The sequence below is a fragment of the Endozoicomonas sp. PH6C genome, assembly GCF_059322965.1.
Map to the genome: position 1 here is coordinate 6,141,830 of NZ_CP185342.1, position 14,909 is coordinate 6,156,738.

8 protein-coding genes are annotated in these 14,909 nt (G+C 52.5%); 2 read left to right on the plus strand and 6 right to left on the minus strand.

What is annotated here, in order from left to right:
• Positions 1 to 21 precede the first annotated feature (21 nt).
• Together ACOMG9_RS21345 and drmD are read right to left on the minus strand one after the other, a co-directional pair.
• Complete coding sequence (locus tag ACOMG9_RS21345) at positions 22 to 2,853, minus strand: hypothetical protein (protein ID WP_494529380.1); 2,832 nt, start codon at positions 2,851 to 2,853, stop codon at positions 22 to 24.
• On the minus strand, positions 2,850 to 6,122 hold the full coding sequence (gene drmD, locus ACOMG9_RS21350; protein WP_494529381.1) for a DISARM system SNF2-like helicase DrmD: 3,273 nt from the start codon (positions 6,120 to 6,122) through the stop codon (positions 2,850 to 2,852). The genes ACOMG9_RS21345 and drmD overlap by 4 nt, the downstream gene beginning before the upstream one ends.
• 230 nt (positions 6,123 to 6,352) lie before the next feature.
• On the opposite strand from drmD, the gene ACOMG9_RS21355 reads away from it, so the two are divergent.
• Positions 6,353 to 7,471, plus strand: coding sequence for an XRE family transcriptional regulator (locus tag ACOMG9_RS21355; RefSeq protein WP_494529382.1), 1,119 nt, complete (start codon positions 6,353 to 6,355; stop codon positions 7,469 to 7,471).
• Positions 7,471 to 8,040 (plus strand): hypothetical protein, encoded by a 570-nt coding sequence (locus tag ACOMG9_RS21360; protein ID WP_494529383.1) that lies wholly within the window; start codon positions 7,471 to 7,473, stop codon positions 8,038 to 8,040. Before ACOMG9_RS21355 ends, ACOMG9_RS21360 begins: the two co-directional genes overlap by 1 nt.
• Here ACOMG9_RS21360 and ACOMG9_RS21365 read toward each other — a convergent pair.
• Genes ACOMG9_RS21365 through ACOMG9_RS21380 form a run of 4 tightly spaced genes read right to left on the minus strand, consistent with a single transcriptional unit; the run spans position 8,037 to position 14,862 of the window.
• Complete coding sequence (locus ACOMG9_RS21365) at positions 8,037 to 8,270, minus strand: hypothetical protein (RefSeq protein ID WP_494529384.1); 234 nt, start codon at positions 8,268 to 8,270, stop codon at positions 8,037 to 8,039. The two genes, ACOMG9_RS21360 and ACOMG9_RS21365, sit on opposite strands and share 4 nt — an antisense overlap.
• Positions 8,270 to 10,123, minus strand: a complete 1,854-nt coding sequence (locus tag ACOMG9_RS21370; protein ID WP_494529385.1) for a hypothetical protein — start codon at positions 10,121 to 10,123, stop codon at positions 8,270 to 8,272. Before ACOMG9_RS21370 ends, ACOMG9_RS21365 begins: the two co-directional genes overlap by 1 nt.
• Positions 10,124 to 11,314 carry a hypothetical protein gene (locus tag ACOMG9_RS21375; RefSeq protein WP_494529386.1) on the minus strand — a complete coding sequence of 397 codons (1,191 nt, stop codon included), beginning with the start codon at positions 11,312 to 11,314 and terminating at the stop codon, positions 10,124 to 10,126.
• Positions 11,314 to 14,862, minus strand: a complete 3,549-nt coding sequence (locus ACOMG9_RS21380) for a hypothetical protein (RefSeq protein ID WP_494529387.1) — start codon at positions 14,860 to 14,862, stop codon at positions 11,314 to 11,316. The genes ACOMG9_RS21375 and ACOMG9_RS21380 overlap by 1 nt, the downstream gene beginning before the upstream one ends.
• Positions 14,863 to 14,909 lie beyond the last annotated feature (47 nt).

The window sequence follows — 14,909 nt, forward strand, 5'->3', positions numbered from 1 at the left end:
TGTTAATTAGGTCGCACTACACTAGTTACGCCATTCTCGGTCAGGCTCCGAGGCGATCTCCAGCACATCTTCAGCGGGTTTGGCAAAGTCCAGGGGCAAAGGTGCCCGTTCAATCTGGTCGCCGGGCCAAAACCAAAGGGCGCACCACAAATCCATACGTTGTTTGATAGCATGGTAGTGAGGATTGTTCAGCACCTGCTCCCGATAAAGTGTGGCGCGCTTTTCACTGGCATGCACCGGCAGTCGATGCAATTTGCGGAATACCTTGAACAACTCATCGTGAACAGTATTGGCATCCAGTGAAGCATCGGAATCCATCTGCCCGCTTAACATGGCCATCAGCTGTGGCTGAACGTTCTTGCCCCGCGCTTTGATGGCATCGGTAAAGACGTCGCCCTTTTTCTTGCCTTTATCATTCGTGTAAAAGTGGTTGATCAGGTTACCGGGCTTGTTCTTCTGGTAATCCTTGTCGCCCCCTTCCCGCTGCCAGGCCATGGCCGGATAATGTCGGAAGCTGTTAAACCAAGTGCCTACCAGAGCATTACCCACCTTGAGCTTGTGATCTAGGAAACCAAAGGGCAGATCCCGATCCATGGTTTCTACCCACAGCGCCATGCGTCCCAGCTCCACCGCCAGTGGGTCAAGGTCAACGCCGTAAAGACAACGCTCAACAATATGGCGCTTCAGTTGTGCCCTCAGGCTCTGTTCAAAATCGGGATGGGCCGGATTCAATTTGGTAAACTCGTCACTGAGCAGGGTTGCCAGCTGACCGTCGGCCATTCGGGGCACACCGCCCTCTTCATCCTTTTTCAGCAGCCCATGTTCATAAAGGGACTGAACCAATGCATCAGTCAGGTAACGCAAAGCACCCGCCAAAAAAGAACCGGAGCCCATGGCAGGATCGCAGATTTTCAGGGCAAGAATCGCTTCCGGCGGCTTGGGCTGCCATTCCACGATGTTTTCCAGCCCGGTACGTGGATCAATTTCACTGCGCAGGGCATCAAAAGCCAACGGCTGTAAGGTGCGGCGGACGGTGGGAGCCGCCAGCTGTGGCCGGGTGTAAAAGGTGCCTGCCCCCTTACGGGTGCCACCCCAGCGCACCAGGTAGAACTGCCCTGGTGCCACCAAACGAACACAGAGTTGTTTGGTAGCTCTGCTCAACATCTCCTGCTGTTCCGCCCGGGCTGCGGCCTTTTTACCCCGAGGCTTTTTCACCAGCCCGGCCAGCAGCGCGGCTTTTTCCAGCCATGCCTGAGCCCGGTCAAGATGATCCTCACTCAACTGCAGGGTGTCGTCATCGTCTTCGGCGGCAAGCGTTTCTGCCTCCAGTTCAGTGGCATCTGGGGCGTCTTCATGGTCTTCTGTGACAGAATCTTCCGCCTCCTGCTCGTCATTACTCTCTTCTTCCTCGCTGTCATCCCCAGCGCTGACAGCTTTTTTCAACGCTTCAAACAGCTGTTTGATAGTTTTGTCATCCATGGCTTCCAGCTGGGAGAGCGTCAAGGCAGGCTGATTGCCAACCCCTAGAAAAATCACCGGATCATTCTCAGCCGCCTGTTTTAATTCAAAGTCGAGCAACCCCTCATAGAGGATTCCGATGTATTCAGACGACAGTGTGGAAAAGTCCACTGGCGCATCTACCCACCGGCTGGCCCGTCCCTGACGCACTTTCATACGGGTACGGGTCAACAGTCGCAGCAGCTTATGCATCTGCCGGTCGCTGATGGTGTTGGTAACGCCTTCGAGCAGTGCCAGTGCCCGGCTAATCGGGTCATCACTGGTCGCATTGCCGGGTTGAAACAGGGCCCCGCCGTATTGGGGTACGGTGAGCTGCGGATGGGCGGAGCCAAAGTGAACCAGATTGAACAGCCCAAGTAATCGGGGCCAAGCGCTGTGGCTTCGGCTGAGACGCTCACTACCCTGGCCACCGGCACGACGATCCAGTTGCTGACGCAACCCCTCCAAACCATAAGCCTGCTGATAGATGGGATTATCCACCGGCAATAACGCACGGGCTTCGGCAAACAGGGCAATAATGCAGCGCATAATAATGCGTGAGCCTGCAACGTACAGATCGTTATAATCCAGCTGCTGGCCTTCCTGCCGGGCCTGTTCGATGGCTGCATGGGAGGCAGTGATTAATTCTTCCACCCCCTGTCGGACCCGCTCGCCAAGAACGCTAGACAATTCTGCCTGCCCTTTGCGGGATTCGCTGATGGCTTTGTGCAGCAGGCTCTGCCCTTGTGGGGCCAACAGTGTTTCCCGATTCAGCAGACAGCGCCAGGCCAACGTCTGGGGACCGGGCTGCCCTTCCACAAACCACAGGTCGATATCCCATTCGCACCAGGCATCATAATCCTGACCCGCATGCACCAGCCGCCATTGACGACCATTGGTCACCAACGCCAGGGGTTGCTGTTGCCGCCTTAGCCACTCAAGCACCCGCCCCAGCAAAACCCGGGATCGACCAACCCCCAAGCGACCGGAAAATTGCCGGGAAGCCCCCTCTTCCGGGACAAACACCGGCAAGGTTTCACCATTAGGTCCAACCCACAAACGACGAGGCTTAACCTGGACTCCGGTGAAGCTGCGAATAGCCCAGTGGGCTTCAACATTCTGGGCTTTTTGCCACTCGTTTGCGGGCAGGCCCGTCAGGTTTTGCAGAAAGTAATCCAGCAGCGGAGCCAGGGTTTCGTTGGTACCATCAAAGGCCGTCAGCGCCCGGCGCAGTTTCTCAATCTGCCAGTCAGGCAATGGCGACAGGGTATCTGGGAAGTAGTCTGCCAGTCTGGCAGTGGAAATCAGGAGTCCACCGTGATTCAGAGCGGCCCAGGCTTCGTTATGCAAACTCATGGACGTGCCTCCGGCAGACGAATTTCAATAGTCACAGGGAATACCTGCGCCTCCCCGCGCAATTTATAACGCTGGGGCAATACATACTTTAAAACCCGATCTTTCTCGGCTTTCAGGCGTTCCAGCAAATCGCCAAACTGCCCCTGCCGTCGTTTGAGTTCATCTTCCAGATCCCGGAGGCGTTTTTCTGCAACCGCATCGGCATCTTCCAGAATGTCCAACTGGATTGATGCCTGACGTTCTTCATCAATTTCCCGTTTCAGCTTTTCGATACTTTGATTGCCCTTAAGGGCCTGAACTTCTTTTATGCGCTTTTCAAACGCTTCCCTCTCCCGGGTTCTGGCATCGCCATAAGCCAATTTCAATGCCTGTTTTATATGCTGGGAAATGTTTCCACGAAAACGGTTGATAAAGCTTTTAACTTCTTTATCCACCTCATCCCAAATATCACGGGCTTGCTCAGTCTGGTCCTGTGCCGGTTGAGCAGTACCATTGCCATGACAGGGGCCTGCATAAGGCAGTGGCTCACCGAGGGTATCGCCATGTACCGGCAGGGCCAGTGTCCGTGTCCAGTGATGGAAGGTTTCCCTTAGTTGATTGACCGCCATTTCTTCTACCGTCAGCAGAACCAGAGCGTCCGCACCTTCTGGAACGTCACCGGTGGTGACCACCCAGCGACTCGGTGGCTGAAACTCGTTCTGCCCTCCGGGAAAGCGTAAACGGGCAAATGTATTCAAGGCATGACGGAACAATGGATGACCCAGATGCAAGAGCACTGTGTCCGGCGAAGGCCGAAAGACTGGACGGCCGTTGATGTTGTCGATAAAAAACTGATTATCAAATACCACCCAGGGCATGGCACCGGTAATACCCCGCAGCGCGGGTAGCCTTAACGTATCATCAACGATAGCTTGCCAGCGACTGGGTAACGGCGTTTTCAGTCGCATGCGCCCCCGGAGGTCCGGCCCATCCAGAATCTTCCGACTAGCTCCAAGCCCCATGGCAATGGCCAGGGTCTGCTCAAGGGTTTGTGGTGACAGATCAAGATCCACTAGCAGCTGCATCAGTTGCTGTTTCTCAGCGCCTCCCCGCTCTTGCGTCTGAACACGGGCATCATCTGCCGCACCCCGCCGCGACTGAATCTGAAGCTCAAGGCTTTCCAGTACTTCGGCATCTTCATTAAGCTCCATCATGCGCCGTTGAAAAGCCACATCGAAGAGTTCGCCAACAGAGCCAAGGTCTTCACGAATGTCGTTGACTTTATTCAAGACCCGGGCAACAAAACTGAGGTCAGCGTCATCGTCGCTGGTAAAGTGATAGATGGTGACATCACGAGACTGACCATGCCGGTCAATACGACCATTGCGCTGCTCCAGCCGAGACGGATTCCAGGGAATTTCGTAGTGAATCAGCAGGCGGGCAGTGTACTGAAGGTTGAGACCTTCGGATGCCGCATCTGTAGCCACCAGAATTTTGACAGCAGAATCAGGATCGTTAAAGGCCTGCTTGATGGCTTCCCGTTCGTCTTCACCCATGCCGCCGAAAAGTTGTACAACCTTGTTCTCATCCTTACTAAAACTGGAATTAAGGCGATTCACCAGGTAGTCAAGCGTCGTCTTGTATTCGGTAAAAATAATCAACCGCTCATCAGGCTTCCACTGATCTGCGTTACGAAGCTCCTTGTCGATCATTTCCAGCAGCCGATCAAAGCGACTGTCTGAAGTGGGCACACAACTGACCACGGGTAACTGGTTCAGACCCAATGCAGCTAGTGACGCATCAATGGCGTCTATTTCTGTTTTCAGGATTTCAACATAAGGATGTATCCATGCCCCGATGACATGCACCGCATGCTGACCACGACTTTCCCGCTCTTTGTCGTCGTCTATATCTTCTTCCGTGGCACGGCGGGCAGCCAAGACCTCTGAGGCCTGAAGCGCCTCATGTTCTTCCAGACCCGCCTTGAACCGAAGCCAGCTATCCGCAAAGGTCACCGGACTGGAAAGCAGCCGTTTTCGCAAAATCTCAATGGCAAAATTAAGCACCATGCGTGCTTCCGGTGCAGACTGTATCATCCTTTTAAGCCCATCACAGAATCGCCGCACCGCTTCCGCCAGCTGCTTCTCGTCCCGCAGCATATACAGTGGCAATGGTTCAAGATGCCTTTTGGCAAAACGAGGCACCCGGCCTGCGTTCTTATCTTGCTCGTTGATTTCGCTTTTCAAGCGGCGGATCAGCACATCGCCAATCATGGTCCGCTCTTTATCGGTAAAATTGGGTGCCTGGGTAAACCGCACCGGGTCCAGTTGCTCCAACAAGCCGGAAAAACAGCGGGTGTGGCCGTTATGGGGAGTTGCAGTAAGAAATAACCGATGCTCGAAATAAGGGGTCAGCAACCGCAGCATTTTGGCCAGATCGCTATCTGCACCAAAGTTAGAAGGCATAAGGTTATGGGCTTCATCAACAATTAACAAATCCCAGGGCAGCTGAGCACTTCCCTGCACCTTCGTTGATTCGCAATTTGCAATAAACTGCTCGAGCACATCCGGCTGACGAAGATAGTGATAGGAAGTGATAATACGAGGCAGTACCCGCCAAGGGTTGGCATCCAGCCCCATTTCCCGCTGTAATTTATGAGTGGAAACCTTGTCGACAATATCAAATCCCAGTGAGAACTTCTCTTCCATCTCCATCTGCCACTGAGTTCGCAGGGATGCCGGAGTGATAATTAATACTCGTCGAATTCGGCGTGTTCGTATCAACTCAGCCAGAATTAATCCGGCCTCAATGGTTTTACCGAGTCCGACGTCATCGGCCAGCAGTAAAGATACCCGGGGCATGCGCATAGCCCTGGCCAAAGGAACCAGCTGAAAGTCGTCAACGCTGACGGCACCATAAACCGGTGCAGTGGGCACAGGCTCTGACCGTTGCTCCGGGGAGTGGGCAGAAAGAAAAGGGGTTAATGCACTCCATCTTGTCGCTCGCTGGAGTGCCATAAATTCATCCATGGCCATTGGCAGATCAGCATCTACTCGCGGTAGTGCGTTAGGTTTCAGAACTACAGGGCTGCGCTCTCGTTCCCACAAAAGTGATTCCTGTGCATCACCCTCAGCGTCACTGAAATCTACGGTAACGAGATGCAACAATGCAGAGGATTTACCTTCACTGATAGACTCAACTGCAGAGATAACCCCACGCCTGTTTCGAACGGTAGCCAGCATACCTACACGAGGTAGAGGCGCTGAATGCTCTGTATCTGTAGTAGCCAATTTCAGACTTTCCTTGAGGCACAATAGTCAAAAGTAAAAATATGATACTCTTTTTAACGAAAAAATTGGCATTGAAATAGGTGACCCTTTAATTCTTTTAAACCAGGTATTCTGACAAGGCTGTCAGAATGGCTAACGAAACTTCCCTTCCTGTTTGATATAGCCCTGCTTCCGGTCCATACTCGAATAGAAGTTGACAGAAGTTGACAACCATATACTATTGGCACCCTATGGAAAAATCACTGAACATTCCCGCTCTGGAAGCCGCAATGAGCGAAAAAGGCTTCAATCAGTCCTCTCTTAGCAAAATGCTCGAGGTCTCCAGGGAAGCTGTATCTAAATGGCTCAAAGGAAGCTCATTTCCTAAACCGGATAAATTATTACGGATGGGTATGCTGTTGGGCCTGTCGTTTTCCGAACTGGTTGTTCAGGAAGATAAGAATGCTCCGGTAGTGGCCTTTCGGAAAAGGAAGGGGACGAAAACCAGAGACGAAGACTTTCAGAAATTTGTCAGCATGGGGCGGTATCTTGAGAAACTGGCACCTTACCTTACTTTCGATAACCTGACCAAGCCTCTGGTCTTAAAAAATCCTGTGCTTGAATACGATTACCTTCAACAGGTTTCTGAAAAAGTCCGAAAGGATATCAGTGTGGGGCCAGAAGACATTCTGGATTTTAAACATCTGATCCGTTATTTCCGCAAATTGCAGACGGTTCTGATTCCTGTAATGTGGGGACAAAAAGACAGGCATGAAAATGCTACCCATGTCTATCTTCCCGAATCCATGACTACATGGATTTATCTTAATCTTGACGTTAACACACATGACTTCCTTTTCTGGATGGCCCATGAATTAGGTCATGCTCTGGCTCCTGATTTGCGCGGTGATGAAGGGGAAGATTTTGCCGATGCTTTTGCTGGTGCTTTATTGTTTCCAAACCAGCATGCTGAGCAATGCTACAGAGAGCTTAAGGGAAAACATCCGGGAGCTCAGGTTAATGCTATCAAGAAACTGGCTGAGAAGTATGTTATTTCTCCCCTGGCCATTTTCTTACAGGTTAAAGCCTATGCTGAACATAACAGCCTGGCTCCACTGGAGTTGAAATCGATTCATGGGGCAACGACCAATTTCAATAAAAAATTCCCCAACTTGATAGATGCACTCATTACACATGCTCCCGTACAACCAGAGATGTACATCAACCTTGTGACAGAGAGATTCGAAAGCCCCTTCTTTTCAGTTCTTTCTCGATACCTGAAAGCAACTGGAAAATCGGAAAGTTATATTCAGACGGTATTAGATATAGGGTTAATTGATGCGAAGTCTCTTTATGCCGAGTTAACCTGATGTCACAGTCCAAAATCCTGATCGATTCCAATAGTTATTTTCGTCTTGCCAAAAGTATTCACCCACTGCTCTTTCAGGCGTTTGGGGAGGAGGAGTATTGTTTATACGTGCTTCCTGAACTTGACGAAGAACTCGGCAAAAATGCTCGCCTGAAGAGCAAGTTCTCTTGGGCTGAAGACCCAGAACATGTTGAGAATCGCAAACATTATCCCAACCTTGGTAGAAAAGAGAAGAAAGAAATCGAAGCTACCTATAGTTTTATTTGGGATTACATCACTAAGCTTGCTCCAGGCCCATCAAGAGTTGATGCCCGTTATCTTGCGTACGCCCATGTGATGGGTATAGCTGTAGTCACAGATGACAAAGATATGCTTGAAGTCGCTCAAGCATTGAACATCAAAACCATGCGAACTCTTGATCTCATGAAATTGATGGTGGAGTGTGATCACATTGATATGGCAAAAGTTCGTGAGATTGTTGGTTTCTGGAGGTACTTGGGGGACATGCCTTCTGGAGAAATGAACTTCAGGCAGCATTATCGGCTGCTATTTGGTGACGATCCACCTTAAACCACTGCCTCGTACTGCGCCAAATCCGGCGCAGAGCCCTTCACCTCTCCTCCCTGAATAAAAGCCTTCTGCCCTACTCCCACAGACTCTCCTTTCACCGTCACCACTGAACCATCCCTGAGCTGAGCCTGACTGGTTCCATTGCCATTGAGTGCGGTGATAGTAGCTATCACCTTGCTTCCTTCAGGAATCAGTGATTTGAACTGCCGCCAGGTGTTGGTGGTGGCCATCAGAAATGCCTCTCTAAATCTATGACCTGTGTTACTTTGCCTATTGCAATTCTGACAGCGGTAGACAAACACAAAGCTCGCCAATTACCACTCGCTCCATTAAGAGTATCCCGCACCTCAACCAACTGCCCCGGCTCAATCAACCCGGGAGCCATATTCGCATCCGTCAGAGGTATCTCCAATGTGGTGATACTTTGATGGCCACCTTTGGCCAGTTCGTTCCTGCCTCGCTCAGTATTCACCTGTGTCTCTGTCAGCCAGTCTTCCAGAATGTCTGGTGCTTGATTATCACCTGCAGTGCCCTGGCGTTTGACGTTGACTGCAACACCTGTGTGGGTGCCCGACACGTAGACCGCATTGTATTCCGGCTCTGGCCTCCAGCTGGCACTGAGGTTAATGACCATGCTGGCCGGTATGATCTTGTTCATGGTGGCAGTATTCCAACTCCAGGGGCTGGCTGGATAACGGGGTTTGATGTTCAGCTGGTCAGCATCCCTGGAAGGAATGATCACGGCACCTGCAGTGCTGGCCAGTCGAGCGATGACGGTCATGGCGGTTTCGCTCTGGTAGCTGAAGCTGCCGCCAGGGATGATCCAGTCGGGTGTGCTGTAATCATCCAGTTCCGGATAGAGTGCAGAAAAGCCGGTGTTGTCCAGCTCTTCAGTGATCGCCTGTTTTGCATTGAGGTTGCTGCTGTTGGACTTGCTGCGCTGGGGTGCGTAGGGTGCTGCCAGCAGCTGTGTACGACTGGTTCCGTATATCGAGTATTTTTCTTGACCGAACGCTCTTGAGCCGGTGTATCGCTCCACAATAAAGATCCACTTCCAGCCATTGATGTTGACCTCGATCTGTTTGGGGCCGTCCTGATCGGGTTCCACTAATGCCAGACTGCTGGCTCCCCAAAGTTCCCCACTGAGTGCCCAGCTGAAGCTATCGATGTCGAGGCTGATATCCATGTTACTCATCTCGATCGGTGTCCTGTCGGGCAGCGTCACCACACTGATGGTGTTCATAAGCAGATAGGTCTCCCTGATCTCTGGTTCTTCGGGTTGTGGCTTTTCGATGACATCGATCTCACAGCCATAGTCACTGTCGACTGTGTCATCTTTGGCTTTTCTGCCGGGTCCCCACGGGATGATGACGGGTTCATCCTGAGTGCGGTTACTGCTGAAGGCTGACTGCTGCAGAGAGTCTCTTGGTTGAATGGCCCTATTGGGAGCACTCTCGCCCAGATTGAAATACACGTCTGGGGTGGTTAATGGTGAGTAACGTTTGGCCGCAAAGGTAAAGTTCAGCAATGCAGGTGCTGGTACCTGGTAGCCACTGGCGGTGATTTGATGGACTGCGCCATACTCGTCACTGCGATCAAAACGCTCTGTATTCTGCCGATCTATCTGTCTGCCTTGCTGCCACTGTTCAGAACTTTGCTGCTCTCTTGGCTGGATACTCTGGTCCCTGGACTCATCGATGCTGAGTTCTTTGGCAGGCGGTTGCTGCCAGAGAGCCTGTTGCTGACTCTGGTGATCACTGGCTTGCTGATGACTAATTCTGACTGCTTCCCCCAATTCAGGCACCTTGCCCCAGAACAGTCCGAGCTGTGGAGCTTCCAGAACGGTGCCTTGATGACTACTTTGCTGAACACTGGCCTGAATCGTCATTGAGTGCTGGAACAGTCCCCGGGCAGATACCTGATAGGTGTTGCCTGTCTGCCACTGGCTCTGGCAGGCACTGACGACAGTGGGCGGTGGAATAAAGGCATAGGTGGGCTGTGGATAAAACTTAAAGTGGGAGGCGGGTTGATAAGCCTCCCGGGTAAAGTTGAAGTCTTGTGTCTTCTCAGGAAAGTAGGCCACTTAACTCTCCGGTACGATCTCGGGTATCACCGGGCCATGAGCCAGTGGACGAGTGTAGGGCTTGGCTTTGAATTGCGCGGTGCCAATGGCCTGAACACTGTCATCAAACCACCAGGTGGGTTCGGTGCTGTCACCTGTACCGGCCACTGTGCAGAGGTAAACATAACCCTGGAAGTCGACCGGGCGGATAACGTCGCCTACCTCGTAGACCACATTGCCTTGCCAAACTTCGCCATAGTTATCCATGGCCACCACAATCACGGCTCCTTCATAGGGGCTGGTGTCCAGAGAGTAACTGCCACTGATGCTGTCGCTGAGCACACTGTTCAGAACCGCATGTTTTGTTTCCTGGCTGCCATCGACTTCCAGTTGTGCCTGAGTGATGGCAAAGACCCGGCGAGCCACTGGCAAATCGTCTTTCATAACGGTGCCCTGGATGCGCGTGGTGTTGCCATTGCCGGGGATGATGATGCCACCGGCGCTGCCTGAAGAAGGTGGAGCGTTGGTGTCGGTCCAGATGACGGTGGTGTTGTCGGTATTTGTCCAGACTAGTTCGTATTCCTGACTGTTTGACTGGCCCTTAATCTTCAGTGGTGCATTGACATCTTCAAAGTCAGAAGTCCAAACTACCCCCGTACTATTAGGGATTAGTGGTGGTGCGACAGGTGGACTATCCCAGTCATCAGTGATGACCAATTTTGAGATCAGCACTCCCTTTGCATTCCCGGTCGCTGTCGTATCTCCGCCCAGAATGACCTGGGTATATCGGTCAAAAATGCTGTACCTCCCGAATTTGGAGGATACGCTTTGGGCGACACCGTTATAGTAAATATTAACTGCATTACTACCACCTCCTGAATCTCCCTGAACCACTATTTCAACCAGTTCGTCCATTGGGATGACGTTATCGCAGTATCCTCTCAGTACTAATGTACTGTCTCGGGTGCCGTACACTTTGATCTGGCCATTCTCACAATAGATTCGGGTCTTATAGCGGGACGGGCTATTGTTGGAATCAGACAAGGTGGTCAGCAACGGGATGTTCTTGTCAGCATTGCTGCTGTCTATATAAATCAAAGCGTAGAAATAAAGCCTCCTGTTTGAGCCAAAATAAATACCTGCATTCTTGTCCGTAACGGGGCCTTCCAGCCGACCCAGAGTGTTCTCTTTAGCGAACCATATCCCTGCCATCAGTCAGCATCCCCCCGAATCTGCAATGTGAACTGGTCACTGGTTTCTGTGCCCTGCCCGGCCAGTACGGTTCGGCAGATCCACACCGGAGCCAGACAACCGTCTGTATCAAAACGAATAACATTGCCCACAGCCCAGCCATTTCCCCAGCCTTGGGCCTTGATAGTGAAGTAAGGTGTACCGGTTTCCGGATTAATGGGTGCGGCATCAGCGGCAGTGGTGGCCGTATCAATAATCCCGAGTTTCTCCTCCACAATCTGGAAGGCGGAACCGGACGTAAAAATAATCGCCCACTTGCCGAAGATGGCTCCCTTGTTGGTCACCACCAATGGGTAGTTGATGGTGTTGTACTGGGCAGTGGTGTTATCGCCGATGCGCTCATCGGTCCAGTTGGGATCGCCACCGTCCCAGACTTTCTGACTGAAGAAGTTGTGAACCCTGGCTTGCAGATCTCCATAAACCACGGCACTGCTGACCAGAGTTTCATTGGCGGGTAAGTTCCAGGGCAACGGAGCGATGATGGTGATCTCGCCATTTATCTGCACGTCGCTGGCCACGCTCATATGCTCGACACGGTCTTTGATGGTAAACGGCGCTGTCAGACTGTTGCTCTCTGCATCCTGAAGCAGCAGTGGATCGGCAAAGGTAACGGTACCTGCTTCACGATCCGTCGTGTATTGGGCTGGATCGAGGGCCTGGCCCTGGCTGTCCTCTACGGTGATCTCTGCCTGATGATCACGGTTCAGGGTGACCAGTTGGCCCGCTGTGGGTGTGCCTGCATCGGTATTCTGGGTGTGGCTGATGACCACAATATCTCCCGGTCGATAAATCGGCACCTGGCCATCGGGTGGCAGCCTTACCGGGTCCAGACCGATCAGCTCAGCATCCAATGGCAGGCTGGTTTCCACAATGCAGTTGTAGCGCACACTCTGTGGAATGACATAGATAGGATCGGTGCCATCGGTGAAGGTCAGCTCACACCAGCCGGTGGTGGCATCCATGGAGCCTTGAACCTCTGACGTGTTGATGTCGCCGTTAAAGTCTGCGGTGGCGGTGATGATCTCGGCATTATCCACACGCACTGCAGTGAGCTGCAGGCTGCCCGTCCGGATGGGTGCACCTGGTGTTCTGAAAGCCACTGCATCGACTTTAAAGCCTCCGGAGATGGTGGTAGCTGCTTGCACTGTTGCTGTGTTGACGGTACCAGGGGGATAGACGGTCAGTGTCGCCAAGCCTCCGGTGTAATCAAGGGTTCCTACCGATGATCCGGCATTCGTCTGACTGCTGACGTTTTTGTACAGCACACCGTCTCGATCAAAGTAGAGCTCACCGTTCCACTCCAGAATGACACTGCCGGGCAGCAGTGGATCTTCAATCAGTGGCAGCAGGTCGATGGTCAGCTCTGGCGTACTCAGAGTATCGGTATTTGCCTGATGGCTGAGGCTGTTGCTCTGGGCCTTGCTGGTTACTGTGTTGCCTGTGAAGACTTCAGTCTTGGTGGTGTTGGAGTAACTCAGTCTGTATTTGTAGGACTCTCTACTGAGTGTGTACTCCGGATAGCTGTAGTTTTCTGTCGCCTGCAGGGTGAAATTCCCCGTCTGATAATCAATCGTGCCGGCAATATCACGCCAGTTGCCATTGCCATCATCACCGTAGCTTTTAAATCTCTGGGAGGTGGTCTGGTAGGTGGTGTAGTCACTGCTGCGACTGCCTGCATGCTGTGGCACATTACTTTGCCGATCCACCGCAAACTGAACCTGAACGGAGCCTGGCAAGAGAGGCGCACCCGCAATGGTGCCGGTTATTAAACCGGAACCATCCACTGTCACATCCACAATGCCACCGGCTACTGCGCCTTCTTCGTACTGAATCTCGATCTCGGTGCCCTGGTCTGGCAAGGCATTCAACACAAAGCCCAGCTCACCCGAGGCGTAGTAGACACTGCCTGAGCCATCGCCCGTCAACAGGCCGTTGCCCTGATCGGTCAGGGTCTTGGTTTGCTCACTGGCCAGATAGGTGATGACGACACTGCCCGGCTTGATACCTGGCTTCGCAGTGGTGTGCCGAAACGAAAATTTATCCACCGCCACCGAGCCAGTTCGCAGAGTGATTTCGTCATCCGCCTGGGCGATATAACTGAACACCAGCTTGCTGTCGGGATCGGGCAAACCGTCGAGAGTTACCGCCACGCTGCCAGTGCTGAAGTCCATAGTGCCCGAACCTGAACCAGCCAGCAGGCCATTGCCCGGATCGCTCAGGTCTTGCCACTTGCCCAGAGAGATATAGCTGACCACCAGAGTGCCAGGCTTGGGCTTGGCCTCGGCAAAGTTGAAGGTGTAGTTAAAGCCACGGTTCTGGGCAGTGATGTCCAGAGTGCCACTGATGGCGGCTCCGGTGATGCCTGTGGCAGGCTGGTATAGGGCAGTAGCCGTACTGGTATAGTAACTGCTGTTTCGCCAGACGTTCAGCTCACCACTTTCATAGTCAATGGTCAGGTTGCTGTAGTTATTGGAGCCGCTTTTGTGTACCAGCTGGCCCGTCTTGTCGTCTTCAAAGGTGCCACCTTCTAACGACAGCGTCACAGTTCCTGGCAAGGCTCCGGTCTGCAGAAAGGCCCGACTTTGGTTACCGGAAAGGTGAACAAATGAAAGGCTGACATTGCGCTGGTTGGAGGAGGTGGCCACCATCCTCTTGGCGGTGTAGCCGCCGTATTGATCAACCACCGGGCTTTCAACCCGGGCGCTGGGCACCAGAGGTGAATAAACGCTGTTGACCTTCAGGGTCAGATCGCCCTGGGTAATGGCTGCTTTGGTTGCCTGGATACCGTAGTAGCGAGAGGTGTCTGCAATCTGTGTCGACTGCACTGAGGTCTTCGCTTCACTGGCTCCTTGTCCATCCACTGGCATGACGGTCCCTGCAGGTGTCGCAGTGCCGCCGGCAAAGCGATCAATCAGGGCCGTACTGATTTCCATATCCAGCCGCCGACGTTCAAAGTCGACGTAGCTGCCTTCGCTGTAGGCATAGGTGAAGGTTTCGATGCGGTGCTCTACTTTGGTGATGCGGACGTACTGCTCTTTTTTACTGTCACTGTTGTACAGTCGATAAACTTCACCAATTTCCGGCAGGGCTTTTTCTTCTCGCTGAATGCCGACAATGCTGCGCTGACCTACCAGCTGATCACCCAGCAGTTCAAAGCTGGCAGAGGTGCCAGGCACCACATAGGCTTCGATCCGATCCCGGGCGGCATTGCGCTCATCGGTCTGACTGTCGGTGTTGAACAACAGCACACTAACATTGTCGTCATCCGGTGCGTCGGTGAGGATGATATGACTGCCGAGATAGGCGTCGTTGTTGTCGGTGCTGATGCCTATGTAGGCTTTTCGCAGGGCGACGTCACCGATGGTGCGGTCAATCCGGGAGATGTCCTGGAACAGGTTATTCACATTACCGTCGATCACTACAGTGCCAGTGGCCCGCCCGCCTCCGTCTTGCTCGTCAGTGAGACGCTGGCTTTCAAAGAGTTTTACGTCATCGTTGTTAATGGGCATAGAAATTCCTTTTCTTTAGACGAAAAAAAACCACCCTCAAGAGTGGT

What these genes read in the sequence shown, in the direction of transcription:
- ACOMG9_RS21345 (WP_494529380.1), bottom strand. Translation starts at nt 2,853, where the DNA reads ATGAGTTTGCATAACGAAGCCTGGGCCGCTCTGAATCACGGTGGACTC.
- ACOMG9_RS21375 (WP_494529386.1), bottom strand. Translation starts at nt 11,314, where the DNA reads ATGGCAGGGATATGGTTCGCTAAAGAGAACACTCTGGGTCGGCTGGAA.
- ACOMG9_RS21365 (WP_494529384.1), bottom strand. Translation starts at nt 8,270, where the DNA reads ATGGCCACCACCAACACCTGGCGGCAGTTCAAATCACTGATTCCTGAA.
- ACOMG9_RS21360 (WP_494529383.1), top strand. Translation starts at nt 7,471, where the DNA reads ATGTCACAGTCCAAAATCCTGATCGATTCCAATAGTTATTTTCGTCTT.
- ACOMG9_RS21355 (WP_494529382.1), top strand. Translation starts at nt 6,353, where the DNA reads ATGGAAAAATCACTGAACATTCCCGCTCTGGAAGCCGCAATGAGCGAA.
- ACOMG9_RS21380 (WP_494529387.1), bottom strand. Translation starts at nt 14,862, where the DNA reads ATGCCCATTAACAACGATGACGTAAAACTCTTTGAAAGCCAGCGTCTC.